This is a genomic window from Actinoplanes sp. NPDC051537 (assembly GCF_055586105.1).
This window is the reverse complement of sequence record NZ_JBVJIU010000013.1, coordinates 311,690-327,079: the sequence shown is the minus strand read 5'-3', so window position 1 is coordinate 327,079 and position 15,390 is coordinate 311,690. Positions and strand designations below refer to the sequence as shown.

Sequence of the window (15,390 nt, the reverse complement as noted above, 5' to 3'; positions counted from 1 at the left end):
GGCGCCCCCCCCACCTGGAAACCCGACGGGGTGCTGGCCGCCCGGTGACCCTGTGTTTCTTTCCCGGCGCTCCGCTGGGCCGCGCGCAGGCGGCCCGGCGGAGCACCAGACCACCACCTACGTGACGAGAAGAAATGAGACCGATGACAACAGTCACCGCAGATACCGGCTCCACCACCTGAGCACCGCCACCGCACGCACGGCGGTCCGCGCCGGCCTCTGGGCATTGCCCGCGTACGGGCTCCTGCTCGGCCTGAGCACCCTCGCTCACCAGCCCACGGCGGTCGCCGGACTCGTTCTGACCACGGTCGCCCACGTGTTCCCGGCCGCGACCTTCGGCAGCGCGACGGTCGTACAGCCCGGCAACGCCCACGCCCACCTCGCCGGCATACCCGGGATGCCGGCGCTCAACGCCGATGCCGCCTCCGGGTCGGCGTTCTTCGCCACTGCCCTGACGGCCACGTTCTTCCTGATCGTGTCGGCCGTCGTGCTCGGCGTCGCGATCGCCCGCACCGACCGGAAGCTGCGCCGGCACGGCGCCGCATACGCCGTCCTGGTCACGCTGTTCGCGGTCTGCGGATTCGCGCTGAAGCCCATCCAGCCGTGGACCGGCTTCGCCCTTGCGGCAGCGACCGCAGTCCTCGCCGTCCTGCCGAGCTTGGAGACCTTCCTGCGCCGGTCGCCCCGCATCATTGCCACCGGAGCCTGACGGCGGCGGTTACTCGACAGGGCTGGCCGGGCTCCCGGTCGGCCCTGCCGCCGTCGATCGGCATCAGCGTGGCGGGGCGAACGCTGCGAGCAGCGTCGTGCTGATCAGGTCGGCGGCGGCATTCTCGCTGAGCCGGCCTGCGGTGATCTCCTCGGCGGCGCCGTGGATTACTTGGTAGAAGACGCTGACCATCCAGGCCGACGGCAGGTCGGCGCGCAACGTCCCGGCGGCCCGGCCCCGATCGATCAGGTTCTGCACCCGACTGAGGGGTTGGTGGTGGTGCTCGCGGATCCGGTCGGCCGGCAACTCGCGCTGTACGGCGTGCAGCAGCAGGTGGAACCGGTCGACGATCTGCCAACTGGCCCGGATCAGCCGGTCGAGGGCGGCCGTCTCGTCGCCGCCGAGGTCCACCGCCGCGAGGTTCTGTTCGGCCTCGTTAACGATGGCCGCGAATACGGCGTCCAGCAGCTCCGCCCGGGACGGGAAGTGGGTGTAGAGGGTGACCCGGCCGACGCCCGCGGTGCGGGCCACGTCCTGCATGCTCGCTGCCGGGTCGGTGCGCAGGCAGCGGGCGGCCGCGTCCAGGATGGCGGCGCGGTTGCGCTGGGCGTCCGCCCGCGGTGCCCGCGCCGCCGATGACGATCCGGCCATGGGGAAGTCCCTCCACACTTAATCTGAACAGCCATGTTCAGTTTAGCCGACGATTCGGCTACGCTAACCCGTACAATGCTGTTCAGTTTAAGGGGTTGTCATGGCACATCCGCAGCTCGCCGAAGCGCCGGTGCACCACCCGGCAAGTCGCCGGCAATGGCTGATACTCACCATGCTCTGCCTGGCCCAATTCATGGTCATCCTGGACGTCACCGTGGTGAACCTGGCCCTGCCCGATATCGCCGCCGACCTGCGCCTCGATCGGGCGGGCGCAACCTGGGTCGTCACCGCGTACACCGTCTGTTTCGGCGGCCTGCTGATTCTCGGCGGCCGGCTCGCCGACCTGCTCGGCCGCCGTGCCGTCTTCCTGGCCGGCATCGCCGTGTTCACCCTCGCATCCCTCGCCGCCGGCCTCGCCGGCCAGGGCGCCATCCTGCTCTCCGCCCGCGCCGCGCAAGGGGTTGGCGCGGCCCTGATGTCCCCAGCCGCCCTCGCGATCGTCTCCACCACCTTCACCGGACCGACGAAGCATCGCGCCCTCGCCGTGTGGGGCGCGATCGGCGGCACCGGCGCCGCCGCCGGAGTGCTGATCGGCGGCCTGCTCGTCACCGGACCCGGCTGGCACTGGATCTTCTTCGTCAACGTGCCCGTCGGCATCGCCGTCGCCGCCGCCGTACGCACCATGGTCGCGCTAGGCGAACGGCGGCCGGGCCGCCTCGACATTCCGGGCGCACTGCTGCTCACCGCGACCGCCGGCACGCTCATCTACGGCCTGGTTCACGCCGGCAACGACAGCTTTTCCGCCCCGGGCACGTGGCTGCCGCTCGCCGCGGCCGGGGTCCTCGCCGTAGCCGCCGCCGTCGTGCAACGCCGGTCGCCCGACCCGCTGCTGCCGCGCACGCTGCTGACCCGCCGTCCGGTGATCACCGGCATCGTGGTCATGTTCGCGGCATCCGGCCTGCTCATCGCCGCGTTCTTCCTCACCTCGATGCTCGTCCAGCACGGCTACCGCTACAGCCCACTGCAGACCGGACTGCTGTTCCTGCCGGTCACCGTCGCCACCATCGCCGGCGCCCATCTGGCCGGAACGGGGCTGCGCCGCTTCGGCGCCCGGCCGGTCGCCCTCACCGGCTTCCTCACGGCCGCTGCCGGGTTCGCATTGCTGTCGCGTACGGGGTTGGAAGACAGCCCGATCACCGCGCTGCTGCCCGGGTTCCTGCTCGCCGCGGCCGGGCTCGGTGCCGGTTTCGTGACCGCGTCGGTCACCGTCATGACCAGCAGCGAGCCCGCCCTGGCCGGCAACGCCTCCGGCATGCTCAACACTGGCCATGAGCTCGGCGCCGCCGTCGGCGTCGCCCTGGCCTCCACCATGGCCGCGGCCAGTCTCGAGCCGACCACGACTGCCACGATTATCGGGTTCACCGACGCCTACCTGGCCGGCGCCGTCGCGGCCGGAATCGCCGCGGTCGTGCTCACGCTGCTGCTGCCCGCCGGGCGGCCCTCAGCTACTGACCAGCCCATCCTGATGCATTGAGGCCGGCAACCGCCGCGGCCGGGCGCGTGGGATTCGGCCCGCCGCGGCGACGCCTCTTGTGGCGACGGCCGGGGGATGTCCCAGTACACGGGCGGGCCGGCCTCGGTCTCGTGGGTTTCCACAAGCAATGTGCCGCCCCGGGCCCATGTGGTGCAGGTCGCTGAACCAGAAGACGAGGTCACCCGGTTTGAGGTCGGATCGATCGACGGCCTTCGTGTCGGCCCACTGCCACTTGGTGTAGTGCCCGCAGCGACACCCCGGCGCTGCCTCAGGCGACCAGCGTCAGCCCGAGCAGTCATATCCGGAGGGCCCGGCCGCGGCAGCGAGCCCATCGGTCAGTGTGTCGAGCTCCTCCTTGTCGGCCGAGTACTTGTCCCGCAGCACGATTACGTCGCTGACCTGGGCGCGCTGCGACCGGGCCATGAAGTCCAGGTACGTCAGCAGCCGGAGCGCTCGCCCGTTGTGCTCCTGACGGCTTCGGCTGCCGCCGAACCGGTGGGTCCGTCGGCAGCCGATCGGCCCGATCTACTGCTGAGCGATGGTGGCGAAGCGGCGTAGCCGGAGGCTGTTGGCGACGACGAAGACTGAAGAGAATGCCATGGCGGCGCCGGCGATCATCGGATTGAGCAGCCCCGTCGCCGCCAGGGGCAGCGCGGCGACGTTATAGGCGAAGGCCCAGAACAGGTTGCTCTTGATGATCCGCAGCGTGCGACGGGACAGCCGGATCGCGTCGACGGCGGCCATCAGGTCTCCGCGCACCAGGGTGAGGTCAGAGGCCTCGATCGCGACGTCGGTGCCGGTGCCCATCGCCAGACCAAGGTCGGCCTGCGCAAGGGCCGCGGCGTCGTTGACGCCGTCGCCGACCATGGCGACGGCTCTTCCGTCTGCTTGGAGCCGCTTGACCGCGTCGACCTTGTCGGCCGGTAGGACTTCGGCAATGACCTGGTCGATGCCCACTTCGGCGGCCACCGCCTGGGCGACGGTCCGGTTGTCGCCGGTGAGCAGGACCGGGGTCAGGCCCAGGCGGCGTAGCTCGGCGACTGCCTGCCGGCTGGTCGGCTTTACGACGTCGGCCACTGCGATGATTCCGCGGACCGCTCCGTCCCAGCCGACCGCGATCGCGGTGCGGCCCGCCGCCTCTGCGGCCTGCTGCGCCTGCTGGATGTCGGCGGAGGTGACATTGCCCTCCTGCTCCACCAGGCGCAGACGTCCGACGACGACGTCATGGCCGCCGACCGAGCCACGTACGCCGAGTCCTTCGATGGTGGCGAAGCGGTCCACGGCGGGAAGGACTCCGGACGCCTCGGCGGCTGCCCGTGCCACGGCCTGGGCGATCGGGTGTTCCGAGGCGGTCTCCACGGCACCGGCCAAGCGCAGCACCTCGGCGGTGTCCTGCCCGTCCGCTGCCACGGTGTCGACAACGGTCATGCGGCCGAGGGTGACGGTGCCGGTCTTGTCGAGCACGACGGTGTCGATCGAGCGGGTCGATTCCAGGACCTCCGGGCCCTTGATGAGGATGCCCAGCTGAGCGCCGCGACCGGTGCCGACCAACAGGGCGGTCGGGGTAGCCAGGCCGAGCGCGCAGGGGCAAGCGATGATCAGCACCGCGACGGCGGCGGTGAAGGCCGCGGTCCAGCCCGATCCGGTGCCGACCCACCAGCCGAGCGTCCCGACTGCCAGCGCGATCACGATGGGCACGAAGACGCCGGAGATCCGGTCGGCCAGGCGCTGCACGGCAGCTTTGCCGGTTTGTGCCTGCTCGACCAGTTTGCCCATCTGCGCCAGCTGAGTGTCCGCTCCGACGCGCGTGGCCCGTACGAGGATTCGGCCACCGGCGTTGACCGTGGCGCCGACCACGGCGTCCCCGGCACCCACCTCGACCGGCACCGATTCGCCGGTCAGCATGCTGGCGTCGACCGCGGAGGTTCCTTCCTCGACGATTCCGTCGGTGGCGATCTTCTCGCCCGGGCGAACGACGAACCGGTCGCCGACGACCAGCTCGGTTACCGGAATGCGCCGTTCGATCCCGTCGCGCAGTACACCGACGTCCTTGGCGCCCAGCTCGAGCAGAGCGCGCAGGGCGGCGCCGGCCCGCCGCTTGGAGCGTGCCTCGAAATGGCGCCCGGCGAGGATGAACGTGGTGACGCCGGCGGCCGCCTCCAGGTAGATGGCGCCGGCTCCGTCAGTACGGACGATGTCCAGGGTGAACGGATGCGTCATGCCGGGCATGCCGGCCGATCCGAAGAACAGTGCCCACAGCGACCAGCCGAACGCCGCGAGGGTGCCCATGGAGATCAACGTGTCCATCGTCGCGGCGCCGTGTCGCAGATTGGTCCACGCCGCGCGGTGGAAGGGCAGTCCGCCATAGACCACCACCGGCGCGGCGAGAGTCAGCGACAGCCACTGCCAATACGTGAACTGCCAGGCCGGCACCATCGCCAGCACGACGACCGGAACGGTCAGCACGATCGAGGTCCACAGGCGGGTACGCAACGCTCGCAGCTCGTCGACCGGCGGCATCTGCTCGGCCGGGCCCTGCGACGGCGGCGGAGGCAGTTGCGCGGTGTAGCCGGTCTTCTCGACGGTCGCGATCAGGTCGCCGGGGGTGACCGCAGCGTCGTAGGTGACGCTGGCCTTCTCGGTGGCGTAGTTGACGCTGGCCGTGACCCCGTCCATGCGGTTGAGCTTCTTCTCGATCCGCGAGGCGCAGGAGGCGCACGTCATGCCGCCGATCGACAACTCGATCCGGTGGGGTGCTATCGGTAACGGCTTGGCGACGGATGCCATGCTGCTCTCCTTTACCCGTGGGTGTGCTCGCCGCTCACGGACGACGGGCCCGGCGCCGTCGCCGCTGACGCGGGGGCTTCGGCGGTCGCGGTGAACTCGGCGGTGTGTACCTGTCCGCCGTGCCGGAAGTCCAGGTACAGCCGATACGCGCCCGCGGTGGGAACGTCGGCATAGAAGGTGATCTCGGGTCCGGGCGGCGTGCGCCCGTCGCCGGGGACGCCATCCGGATGGACGTGCAGGTACGCCAGGTCGCCGTCGCGCAGGGCCACCAGGTGGCCATAGGCACCGAGGTACGGCTGGAGATCGGTGACCCGTGCGCCACCCTTGCTGACCGACAGCGTCAGCTTCGACGACGCGCCCGGGACGAGGTCGCCCCGCAGGCTGACCTGATACCCGTCGACCTCGGCGATCCGCGCCGGAGCGGGCAGGCCGACCGGCCGGTAGTCGCCCGGCGCGGGTACGTCGGCGCCCAGGGTCAGTCCTTGATCGCGTCCGGCCGGCCGGAAGTCGGCGAAGACCCGGTACTGCCCGGCGGCGGCCACCGCGAGTGGGATCGACCAGGTGCCGTCCGCGGCGATGCTGGGGTGCACGTGCTGGAATCCGGACAGGTCGCGGCGTACCACGATCAGGTGCAGGTCCTTGTCGTGGCTGGTGGTGTAGCGAGTGACCGGCGTTCCATCCGGCCCGGTGATCCGGAAGCGGAAGGGCCGCGGGTCATCCACGGACAGCGTGGCCGTCACCGGCGTGAGCCGGTAGCCGTCCTGGGCAACTTGAAGGCCCGCGGGGAGCGGGACGTCACCGGAGTCTTCGGTCGCGGTAGTGCCGTGTTGGGTGTGGGTGTCGGCTGGTTTGGTCGCCGCAGCGTTCGGGTTTCCGGCCGTGTGGCCGAGTCCGAGGGCGGCCGTGAACACGGCCGCCAGCCCGAGCGCGTAAGCACCCAACCTCAGTGGGGTGCGCATGACTACCTCACAAGGTCGTAGCCGGCCTCATCGACCGCCGCGGTTACCGCTGCATCATCGACAGGCTGCTCGCTGATTACGGTGACGGCGCCGTTGGCGAGGTCCACGTGGACGTCGGTGACGCCGGGGATCGCCGTGATCTCCGAGCTCACCGAGTTGACGCAGTGCGAGCAAGTCATGCCCGTCACGGTGTAGGTCTTCGTCGTCATGGGATCTCCTTCTCCGGAGCACGAACCGAGCCGTGCGTTTCGTCGATGACTATACCCATACCCCCCAGGGGTATCAATGGGAGTGCTCGTCGTCACAGGCTGGAAGTGATGTAAGACCAGCGATGCGGCATCGACCGAGTGCTTGTGAGCATCGCCAGGGTGTGCGCGTTACGAATATGACCCGAAGAGAGAAGCGATGACCCGCGCCGCTGCCATGCTCGACACCTATCCCGACGACGTCGGCAACTTCGACGAGAAGGCTCTCGTCGAGTGCGTCGAGTGCGTCGAGGCGTGTGTGGAGTGCGCTCAAGCGTGCGGCGACGTTTGCGACGCCACCGGACGCGTTCTGTCCCGGCGCACCGGCATGCCGACATGCCGACATGCCGACATGCCGACATGCACCAGCATTGCCGCGTGTGGGCCGAGGCCTGCCGTCGTTGCGAAGAGGCGTGCGAGCACCTGCTGACGGCGCTTGGCTGACGGCGGGTCAATCCGTCGCCGGCCGGGAACCCGAAGTTCCCGTCGCCGTCAGCCGGCGAGGATGGTGGCCTCGGTGCGGCCGGTGACCGTGCCGGACTTCCGGATGACCATGAGGTCGAGTTTGCCGTCGCCGTTCCAGTCGGTGACTGCCAGTTCGTGGCGGTCGTCGGTGGGGCCGGCAGCGGTGACACTCTGTTGCAGGTACTTTGCGAACGACGACGCCCCGTCCAGCACCCGCAGCTCGGTGTGCTTGCTGGCCGTCCCGGACTTCTGCACCACGACCAGGTCGGGTTTGCCGTCGCCGTTCCAGTCGGTCACGGTGAGATCGTGGCGGTCGTCGGTGAGGCCGAGGGCGGTGACGGTCTGTTGCAGGTCGGTTGCGAATGACGATGCGCCGTCCAGCACCCGTACCTCGGTGTGCCCGCTGGTCGTGCCCGATTTCTGGATCACGACGAGGTCGAGTGCGCCGTCGCCGTTCCAGTCGGTGACCGTCAGGTCGTAGCGGTCGTCGGTCGGGCCGAGGGGGGTAGCGGTCTCCAGCAAGTACGTCTGGAAGAAGGACGCGCCGTCGAGGACGCGCAGCTCCGTACGGCCGCTGGTCGTGCCGGACTTCTGGATCGCCATGAGGTCGAGTTTGCCGTCGCCGTTCCAGTCGGCCATCGAGAACTCGGTGTCATCGTTCGTCGGGCCGAGCACGGTGCTGGTGTTGAGGAGCAGACGCTGGAAACTCGACGCCGTTCCGGGCAGGGCGGGCGTCCCGTCGAGGATGACCACCCGGGTGTGCGTGCCGGGAGCATTTGCAGGCTGGACCACCACCAGGTCGGGACGGCGGTCGCCGTTCCAGTCGGCGAGCGTCATGTCGTGCCGGGTCTCGGTCGTGCCCTGACTGGTGGCGGTTGTCATCAGGACACGCTGGAAGGGCCCGGCCGGCTTCTTGACCGGAGCCGTCGTCGGCTTCGCGCGGGGAGTGGCCCGCTGCGGCCACAGCGCCGCTACGACCAGCTGCGCATCGTGGGTCTCCGGCGCGTACGCGAGCGGGTAGGCCGATCCTTGGACCCGCTGGCAGATCTGGCCGATGTCGCCGGACTGCCAGCCGGCGTACGGGTGCTTGCGCAGCATCGCGTTGAGGAACGCCTGCGTGGCGAATCGGGGGTCGACCAGCGCGCCCCGCTGTCCCCAGCCCTGGGAGGGTCTTTGCTGGAAGAGCCCGAGGCTGTCGTGGTCGACCTCGACGGTGTAGTTGTGCAGCGTGCTCTCGGTGATGGCCGCGGTCACCGCGATCGTCGCCGCCCGTTGATTCAGGCCGCGGGCTCGCACGTTGTCGACGATGGCCCTGGCGCAGGAGATGTTGTAGCCGGTCAGGGACGGGCCGAGGCGTCGCCCGTTCATCGCCGGGCGCAGTTGGCCGGCGATCACCTCGTCCGTGGCCGAGACGCCATCGGGTTGGCACGCCGCCGCTGAGATGCCGGCATTGAGCATCGTCGGGCCGGCCGTCGCCGCTCCAGCAGCGGTTAACAGGAGCGACCCCGTGGCAAGTGCTGCCGTCAAGATGATCGAGGACGGGCTTGCAAGTCTCACGATGAGGCCCCTTGATGCCGGCGACCTGCTGACCTCATCGGGCTTGCTGCCATGCTTTGATCCCCCGCGTTACGTGTGCTTTGTGTTCCGAACTTGCCAGAACTCGGCCGCGGCCGGAAGTTGTAGCCAGCTGGCAGCTTGCTGAGAAGGCCGCGGCGATGGACGTCGCCGCGGCCTCCCTCATCGGTCAGGGATCCGAGCTGTTACAGCTTGCTCAGCATGTCCTTCATCTCGGTGATCTCCGCCTGCTGATCCGTGACGATCTTCTTCGCCAGGGCCACCGCGTCGGGGTTGGAGCCCTGGGTGCTCTCCTGCTGCGCCATCTCGATGGCACCCTGAGGCGGGCCTGTCGCGGTATTGAATCTGGTTCAGCGCATCGCCGGACCGCTGAATGCGTCGAGCAGGGCGCCCGCGAAGTCCGCCGGGCGGGTGACGCAGCCGAGGTGGCCACCGGGCAGCTCGGTCAGGGGTAGACGGAGCCGTTCGGCGAGGTTCTGGGCCGCGCGGTAGCACGGGTAGCCAGTGCTTTCATGCCCAGCGGCGACGATCAGGCTCGCCCGGGCGGCGCTGAGGGCGTCGGCGTCGACGGTGCTGCGGGGATATTGGCGTAGTTCGTGCTCGAGCCAGTAGGCCGTGTTGGGAAGCCGGTAGGTGTCGCCGCCGGCGTGCTGGAAGGTGAAACGGTGTATGGCGCGGCGGTCGGCGTCGCCGAAGGTTTCGCTGGCGAAGCGATGCATGGCGGTGGGGATTCCGTCGCGACGATACGTCTCGTACACGTCGTCGAACAGCGCGATCCAGCGCTCGGCGTCCGGCAGCAGCGTGACCAGCGGCGGTTCGTGCGCGATCGTGGCGCGGCACACGGCGGGGTAGGTGGCGAGCAGCCGGAGGGCGACGATCGCGCCGGAGCTGTTGCCGAACACGATGGCAGGTTCGCCGAGGTGGTCGATCAGTCGGTGAAGATCGTTGGTGTCCGCGGCGAGCCGGTCAGCGGCGGGGGCAGCGGTGAGGACGCTACGAGAGAAGCCACGGCGGTCATAGGTGGCCACCCGGTAGCCGGATTTGGCGAGGTGGTCGGACAGGTCGGCGTACGTCTCGGCCGTCCCCTTCGCGCCGGGTACGAGGACGATCAAGGGACCGGTGCCGTGGACGCGATAGTGCAGCGCGCAGCCATCGAGATCGAGTGTGGACATGAATGCCTCCGAATCAGCGGGCACTCGCGCCGACCGGCGCGGTGTCGACGTGGGATCGGCGACCGGAGGAGACCCGGCCGCGCGGTTTGTAGACCGACAGGACGAGCGCGATGAGCAGAAGCCCGGTCGCCGCGGCTCCGGGCGTCACCGGCGACGCGGTGCGCAGCTGCGCCGTCGTGGTGTCCGGGTCGGCGGCCACCGTGGCGAGCATGCCGAGGGTCTGCATGTAGAGCAGCAGAACGCCGGTGGCGAAGAGGTTCATCACCAGCTTGAACAGCACCCAGTAATGACGCGCCAGGCCCCACGTGCTGCCCAGCGCCTGGACGAGACCGGAGAGCAGGCCGGCCACGCTGAGCGGCACGAGGGAAGACCAGCCGACCGGCTCGAGCACCAGGTATGTCGCCCGCACCACGCCTGGATCGGTGGCCACCAGCCCGACGACTCCGAGCGCAGGCGAGACGATGACCGCTCCCAGCCACCCCACCGACGTGCCGACGTGCAGGACGAGCGCGACCCTTCGCACAGGCGGACGCATCACCATCGCGGGCCGCCGACGACCGGGGCGGCGGGGCGCATGTGCCGGCCCGGCCCGTGCCCGGCGAGCAGCGCCACCACCAGCACCACGATCGCCCCTCCGACGATCGCGAATACCTTCACCCCAGCGCGGCGTTCCGGTCCGCGACGGTTCTGTCATCACAGCCCCGTTCTCTACTTTGCAAGACAGTCTGTCTCGTAGAAAGACAGTTTGTCTAGGAGGCGGCAGAGTGTACGGTAGCGAGGTGCCGAAGTTGTGGAACGCGACGATCGACGAGCATCGGCGCACGGTGCATGTCGCGATCCTGGACGCCACCGCGGCGCTGATTGCCGAACGCGGGTTGGCCGGGGTGACGATGTCGCAGATCGCCGCGGAGGCGGGGATCGGCCGGGCGACCTTGTACAAGTACTTCCCGGACGTGGAGGCGATCGTCGTCGCCTGGCATGAACGGCAGGTCGGCGAGCATTTGGCTCAGCTCACCGCTGCTGCCGGAAGCGTCGCCGACCCGGGTGAGCGGCTGCGCACGGTGCTGCTCACCCTGGCCGAGCTCAGCGGCGGCCGCCACCATGTCGCCGGAGCCGGGCACGGACCCGACCTGGCCGTGCCGCTGCACCGCGCCGAACACTTGCACGAGGCCCGCCACCAGCTGCATACGCTGCTCACTGAGGTAGTCGCCGCGGCCGCGAGGGCCGGCCACGTACGCGATGACGTTCCCGCCACCGATCTGGCCAGCTTCACCGCGCACGCGTTGGGCGCCGCGGCCGACCTCCCGGCAACGAGCCCGGCCCGGACGCGCCTCGTCGACCTCACCCTCGCCGCACTGAACCCGGTCCCGGAGGCCTGACCGGCCCGCGCAACAGCACGTGACCGGTGATCACCAACCGCGGGGGAACCGCCGGAGGTCATCTCACGTCGGTACAAAGACTGAACAGCGGATTGAACGGGAGATCCAGCCATGCGACGTGTGATGATCCTGGGCATAGTTCCGCTGATGTTGACCGTTGCGTGCGGCCACCCGGACGCAAGTGGTTCTCCGGCAGCGGCGGCCGGTGTGAGCAACTCCCCGGCCGGGACGCCGAGCCGGGACGCACAGATCTTTTCCGCCGTGCTCCGCCGGTACCTGACCACGCCCGGCGAAAACAGCAATCTGCCGTCCGGCCACGTCTTCGTGCTCGACTACGCGGATGTCGACGCCGCGGACCCCATGAGGACAGCGAAGTCCGATCAGGCTGTCCCCATTGCTCCGGTGGATCAACTGGCCATCGCCGCAGCCACACGTGCTGTTGCGGCCATCCGCTTCATTTCTTCGCGCGACGCCGTGCTCGAGAACCGTGCCGGCTGCCCGACGGTGCGGGACAACGGAATCGCCATCCTCCTGGGGCGGCCGGTCACTTCCGGCAGCGAGTTCCACGTCGGGATCAACGGCTTCGCGGCGTGCTTGGGGGCGACCTGGCACACGTACGTCCTGGCCAACAAGGCGGAAGGTTGGGTCGTCACCGGAACGGTGGGCCCCGTCGCGATCTCCTGACTGTCGGGATGAAGGGTTGGCGACGGTCGGTCCGCGGACGACAACGTACAGTCGAGCAAACCTTTACGTAGCCATAAGCCTGCCCGTGCGGCTCGCCCGGCACTGGTATCCGTCGCTACGGTATGCGCCGTGACATCGGCCCCGACAATCGGTCAGCGCCTCGCTCGGCTGCTGCTGCTGGTCGTCACAACACTCGGGGTAGCCGCGCTGCACACGATCGGCCACGCCGCGATCATCGAGCCGGCGCACCACCCAGTCTTTCAGGTCACGTCGCCGGTGATCGGTTCCCCGGTTACCGACGACTCTGACTGCTGCGGCGGTGACGGCTGCACTCATCTGGCGGCCATGCCGGCCAGCAGCCGCCACACGCTTCCCTGGTGGGAGGCGTGCGTAGCAGCCCTGATCATCCTGGCTCTGGGCGCGGTTGCCTCGCGCCCGCGCCGGCGCACCCGCGCCTCGGCCGGCGCCATAGGTGCGCCCTCCCGACGGCCACCGCCGCCGTCGAAGGCGGCGCGGCCGCTGGGTCTCGCATTGACAACAGGCACGGTTCTGCGTACGTAGGCGAGCCGTCGGTGAATCGGTTCTCGAGTGCCGCTCTCACCGCCGCAAACCGCACCTCATGTTCGGGTGCGCCATCCCCGTTGCTCCATGCTCACCGCAACCCGCGCGCCGACCTGTCGTCGAGCGCTTGGCCGGCAACCCCCGCCGGCACTGAACGGGCGACGTGGTGGGCTGAAGGAAAGGACATCGTCTTCGTGCCTCACCGCAACCGAACCCGCGCGGCCCAGCTGCGTTCCTGGACCGTCGCGGCCCTCGCCGCCGTACTGAGTGCTGGCGTCTCGGCCGCTCCGGCCCACGCCGAGCCCTCCCCGGCGCAGGTCGAGAAGCAGATCGACACCGCGTGGAACCAGCTTGAACCGGTGATCGAGCAGTACAACCGCACGCACGCGTTGCTGCAGGAAAAGCGGACCGAACAGAAGAAGCTCGCCGGTCGGCTGCAGCCGCTGCAGTTGCAGGTCGACGTGGCGCTGTCGCAGGTCGATGGGTTGGCCACCCGGGCGTACATGCAAGGCGGCCCACCCGGCCTGGGCAGCATGCTGCTCAGCGGCAACGCCGCCGACCTCACCGACAAGCTCACCTACGTGGACTTCATGGCCCGCTCCCAGCGCGCCCAGATCAGCGATGTCATTGCCGTGCGTGACAAGTACGCCGCCAGCAAGAAGGAACTGGACGCCGTCACCAAGGACCTCGCCACCCGCGACGCGGACCTGGCAGCGAAGAGGACGACGATCCAGAAGAAGATCGACCAACTGCAGAAGTTGCGCGTCCAGGCGTACGGGTCCTCGGGTGGCGCAACCGGAGCGCTGCGGACGGGTCCGTGCCCCGCCACGTACAGCAACGACGCCGGCGGCAAAGCCGCGGCCAAGGCCTGCAGCCTCATCGGCAAGCCCTATATCTTCGGCGACGCCGGACCCGCCGGTTACGACTGCTCCGGCCTCACTTTGGTGGCTTGGGCCGCGGCCGGAGTGAGCCTGCGGCACTACACGAAATGGCAGTGGTCGGACAACAAGGCGGTCAGCCGTGCCGATCTCAAGCCAGGCGATCTGGTCTTCTGGTACAGCGACCTGCACCACATGGGCATTTACGTCGGCAACAACACCGTCGTGCACGCCCCGCACACCGGCGATCATGTGCGAATGGCCAACATCGACAAGGTCGGTCCCGTCGCGGGCTACCGGCGACCATCCTGACAAGACGGCGTCGGGCCGCCGGGCGTGAACATCCGGCGGCCCGATCGCAGTAGAAACGCAACGGACACCCGCCGCGATCTAGCTCTTCTCCACCGTGGTGCTTACTTTCGCGCTGCTGTGTTGGACGCTGGTGCGGGTGTAGTGGCCCGGCTCGTCGAGGGCGAGAAGCTGTGTCTCGCCCTTGGCCAGCCGCGAGTTGTCGCCGCTATCGTCCTTGCCACAGACCACGGTCTGCGCGGTGCCCGACCGGTTCGTCACGGCGAAGTCTTCTGTCGCGGCCACGTCCACCTTCGCAGGTTCGAACGCATAGCCGCCGGACGATGCTCACCGTGTGCGCCGGCGCCCCGCACCCGCTGTCGCCGGAGACCGTCAACCGACGCACAGCGCCGGCGCTCTCCACTATGAAGGTGCCCTCGTGAAGAAACTGGATAATCTGGCGTTCCCCGCGGTCGACGACGCTGGTGACCATGCTCGCGTCGGGGCTCGTGGACAGCGTCCGGGCGGCTTTGTGGGAATGCGGCGCGTTCCGTAGCCGGTCATGGTCACCACGACCTCGGTGGCCGCCGCCGGCACGATGCCGAACAGCAGATGCCCCTCGGTACCCACCGGCACCTCCCGGCCGCCGGCCAGCCATCCGTCGCCGCCGGTGACACGCGCCCACGCGCAGTCCTTGCCCTGCTCCGGCCACGAGTCGTAGCGGGCACGCGGATGTTCGCGTTCCAGCACGCCATGATCACAACCTCTTCCCAAAGTTTGATGTACGTCGGCTGATGGGCGGCGGGAACGCGTCAACCATCGTTGGATTCCCGCCGTGGGCGTGCAGGCCAGGCCGTCGAGGCTGGCACTGCTCCAGTCGCCACCGGTCGCGATGAGCCCGAACGCGGTCGTTTGCCCGGCGTCGAAAGCACCGTTGAACGGTGCGTTGTCGACCGGGCCGCCCGACGCGGCCGGTAGCGACGCCGGGTTCGGCGCGGGGGTGCCGGTCACCGGGACCGTGGTGGTCACAAGGAGTGGCACCACTGCGTCGCAGCCGGACGGGTGCATTATCGGCGTCCACCGGAAGCTGACCGAGAAGGACGTACTCTGCATCCCGTTCGTCGCCACGGCGGATCGCAGCAGCTGGTCGGTCATGCTTCCTCGCTTGGCCGAGGACCCGAGGGGAGGGTCCTCTCTACATAGCCGCTCATCGATGGGTGCGGTCGTGCCGCTCGCCGCTCCGGGGCGATCCAGGCCGGTTCGCTGGGTGACGCGACCACAGTGGACCGGCCTAGGATGTGGCTCAACGACGGGTGACAGGGGGACCACGTCATGTCCGACGAGGCGCAGCGCATGTTCACGCCGACCGAGCAGACCGATGGCGCCGCGGCCGGCCCGGGGGGGGCCGCCCCCCCCCCCCAACCGGGCGCCGGGGTTCTGGTTTTTCAAAACCCCGTTGCGGCCACCGAAGTGGGGATGGTCGCGGCCGCCCCACCCCACAAT

18 protein-coding genes are annotated in these 15,390 nt (G+C 69.3%); 6 read left to right on the top strand and 12 right to left on the bottom strand.

Features of this window, described 5'->3' with window-relative positions; genetic code table 11:
• Positions 1 to 121 precede the first annotated feature (121 nt).
• Positions 122 to 709 carry a hypothetical protein gene (locus ACZ6TB_RS31215; protein WP_465560093.1) on the top strand — a complete coding sequence of 196 codons (588 nt, stop codon included), beginning with the start codon at positions 122 to 124 and terminating at the stop codon, positions 707 to 709.
• Between the two features lie 63 nt (positions 710 to 772).
• Here ACZ6TB_RS31215 and ACZ6TB_RS31210 read toward each other — a convergent pair whose 3' ends face one another.
• On the bottom strand, positions 773 to 1,360 hold the full coding sequence (locus ACZ6TB_RS31210; RefSeq protein ID WP_465560090.1) for a TetR/AcrR family transcriptional regulator: 588 nt from the start codon (positions 1,358 to 1,360) through the stop codon (positions 773 to 775).
• 100 nt (positions 1,361 to 1,460) lie between these two features.
• Between ACZ6TB_RS31210 and ACZ6TB_RS31205 the strand changes: the two genes are divergently transcribed.
• Positions 1,461 to 2,894 carry an MFS transporter gene (locus ACZ6TB_RS31205; protein WP_465560087.1) on the top strand — a complete coding sequence of 478 codons (1,434 nt, stop codon included), beginning with the start codon at positions 1,461 to 1,463 and terminating at the stop codon, positions 2,892 to 2,894.
• 282 nt (positions 2,895 to 3,176) lie between these two features.
• On the opposite strand, the gene ACZ6TB_RS31200 is transcribed toward ACZ6TB_RS31205, so the two are convergent.
• The 9 genes from ACZ6TB_RS31200 to ACZ6TB_RS31160 all read right to left on the bottom strand — a co-directional run bounded on the left by ACZ6TB_RS31200 (position 3,177) and on the right by ACZ6TB_RS31160 (position 10,754).
• Entirely contained in the window at positions 3,177 to 3,317 is a 141-nt protein-coding gene (locus ACZ6TB_RS31200) for a hypothetical protein (RefSeq protein ID WP_465560084.1), read from the bottom strand.
• A gap of 102 nt (positions 3,318 to 3,419) precedes the next feature.
• Entirely contained in the window at positions 3,420 to 5,681 is a 2,262-nt protein-coding gene (locus ACZ6TB_RS31195; protein ID WP_465560082.1) for a heavy metal translocating P-type ATPase, read from the bottom strand.
• Positions 5,682 to 5,692: 11 nt separating this feature from the next.
• Entirely contained in the window at positions 5,693 to 6,640 is a 948-nt protein-coding gene (locus ACZ6TB_RS31190; protein ID WP_465560079.1) for a hypothetical protein, read from the bottom strand.
• Between the two features lie 2 nt (positions 6,641 to 6,642).
• The gene (locus ACZ6TB_RS31185; RefSeq protein ID WP_465560076.1) at positions 6,643 to 6,849 is read right to left on the bottom strand and encodes a heavy-metal-associated domain-containing protein; all 207 of its coding nucleotides are present in this window, start codon (positions 6,847 to 6,849) and stop codon (positions 6,643 to 6,645) included.
• Positions 6,850 to 7,377: 528 nt separating this feature from the next.
• The gene (locus ACZ6TB_RS31180) at positions 7,378 to 8,718 is read right to left on the bottom strand and encodes an FG-GAP repeat domain-containing protein (RefSeq protein ID WP_465560074.1); all 1,341 of its coding nucleotides are present in this window, start codon (positions 8,716 to 8,718) and stop codon (positions 7,378 to 7,380) included.
• Positions 8,719 to 9,110: 392 nt separating this feature from the next.
• A complete protein-coding gene (locus tag ACZ6TB_RS31175) occupies positions 9,111 to 9,236 on the bottom strand; it encodes a DUF305 domain-containing protein (protein WP_465560113.1) in 126 nt (41 codons plus the stop codon).
• A 39-nt stretch (positions 9,237 to 9,275) separates the two neighbouring features.
• On the bottom strand, positions 9,276 to 10,121 hold the full coding sequence (locus tag ACZ6TB_RS31170) for an alpha/beta fold hydrolase (RefSeq protein ID WP_465560071.1): 846 nt from the start codon (positions 10,119 to 10,121) through the stop codon (positions 9,276 to 9,278).
• A complete protein-coding gene (locus ACZ6TB_RS31165) occupies positions 10,111 to 10,620 on the bottom strand; it encodes a DUF2269 domain-containing protein (RefSeq protein WP_465560068.1) in 510 nt (169 codons plus the stop codon). The genes ACZ6TB_RS31170 and ACZ6TB_RS31165 overlap by 11 nt, the downstream gene beginning before the upstream one ends.
• Before the next feature lie 11 nt (positions 10,621 to 10,631).
• Positions 10,632 to 10,754 carry a hypothetical protein gene (locus tag ACZ6TB_RS31160; RefSeq protein WP_465560066.1) on the bottom strand — a complete coding sequence of 41 codons (123 nt, stop codon included), beginning with the start codon at positions 10,752 to 10,754 and terminating at the stop codon, positions 10,632 to 10,634.
• 122 nt (positions 10,755 to 10,876) lie between these two features.
• Here ACZ6TB_RS31160 and ACZ6TB_RS31155 point away from each other — a divergent pair, with 122 nt between their 5' ends.
• From ACZ6TB_RS31155 to ACZ6TB_RS31140, 4 genes are all read left to right on the top strand, one after another.
• On the top strand, positions 10,877 to 11,476 hold the full coding sequence (locus ACZ6TB_RS31155; protein WP_465560063.1) for a TetR/AcrR family transcriptional regulator: 600 nt from the start codon (positions 10,877 to 10,879) through the stop codon (positions 11,474 to 11,476).
• Between the two features lie 147 nt (positions 11,477 to 11,623).
• Positions 11,624 to 12,160: a hypothetical protein gene (locus tag ACZ6TB_RS31150; RefSeq protein WP_465560060.1), complete on the top strand. Its 537-nt coding sequence runs from the start codon at positions 11,624 to 11,626 to the stop codon at positions 12,158 to 12,160.
• A gap of 129 nt (positions 12,161 to 12,289) precedes the next feature.
• On the top strand, positions 12,290 to 12,721 hold the full coding sequence (locus ACZ6TB_RS31145) for a hypothetical protein (RefSeq protein WP_465560058.1): 432 nt from the start codon (positions 12,290 to 12,292) through the stop codon (positions 12,719 to 12,721).
• An 11-nt stretch (positions 12,722 to 12,732) separates the two neighbouring features.
• The gene (locus tag ACZ6TB_RS31140) at positions 12,733 to 13,911 is read left to right on the top strand and encodes a C40 family peptidase (RefSeq protein WP_465560055.1); all 1,179 of its coding nucleotides are present in this window, start codon (positions 12,733 to 12,735) and stop codon (positions 13,909 to 13,911) included.
• Between the two features lie 78 nt (positions 13,912 to 13,989).
• Here the strand turns inward: ACZ6TB_RS31140 and ACZ6TB_RS31135 are convergent, their stop codons facing one another.
• Both ACZ6TB_RS31135 and ACZ6TB_RS31130 read right to left on the bottom strand, forming a co-directional pair.
• Positions 13,990 to 14,193, bottom strand: a complete 204-nt coding sequence (locus tag ACZ6TB_RS31135) for a hypothetical protein (protein WP_465560052.1) — start codon at positions 14,191 to 14,193, stop codon at positions 13,990 to 13,992.
• 117 nt (positions 14,194 to 14,310) lie between these two features.
• Positions 14,311 to 15,042 (bottom strand): hypothetical protein, encoded by a 732-nt coding sequence (locus ACZ6TB_RS31130; protein ID WP_465560049.1) that lies wholly within the window; start codon positions 15,040 to 15,042, stop codon positions 14,311 to 14,313.
• Positions 15,043 to 15,390 lie beyond the last annotated feature (348 nt).

Excerpts from the sequence above, each read along its gene's own strand:
- ACZ6TB_RS31205 (WP_465560087.1), top strand. The coding sequence starts at position 1,461 with ATGGCACATCCGCAGCTCGCCGAAGCGCCGGTGCACCACCCGGCAAGT.
- ACZ6TB_RS31180 (WP_465560074.1), bottom strand. The coding sequence starts at position 8,718 with ATGAACGGGCGACGCCTCGGCCCGTCCCTGACCGGCTACAACATCTCC.
- ACZ6TB_RS31185 (WP_465560076.1), bottom strand. The coding sequence starts at position 6,849 with ATGACGACGAAGACCTACACCGTGACGGGCATGACTTGCTCGCACTGC.
- ACZ6TB_RS31210 (WP_465560090.1), bottom strand. The coding sequence starts at position 1,360 with ATGGCCGGATCGTCATCGGCGGCGCGGGCACCGCGGGCGGACGCCCAG.
- ACZ6TB_RS31195 (WP_465560082.1), bottom strand. The coding sequence starts at position 5,681 with ATGGCATCCGTCGCCAAGCCGTTACCGATAGCACCCCACCGGATCGAG.
- ACZ6TB_RS31200 (WP_465560084.1), bottom strand. The coding sequence starts at position 3,317 with ATGGCCCGGTCGCAGCGCGCCCAGGTCAGCGACGTAATCGTGCTGCGG.
- ACZ6TB_RS31190 (WP_465560079.1), bottom strand. The coding sequence starts at position 6,640 with ATGCGCACCCCACTGAGGTTGGGTGCTTACGCGCTCGGGCTGGCGGCC.
- ACZ6TB_RS31130 (WP_465560049.1), bottom strand. The coding sequence starts at position 15,042 with ATGACCGACCAGCTGCTGCGATCCGCCGTGGCGACGAACGGGATGCAG.
- ACZ6TB_RS31150 (WP_465560060.1), top strand. The coding sequence starts at position 11,624 with ATGTTGACCGTTGCGTGCGGCCACCCGGACGCAAGTGGTTCTCCGGCA.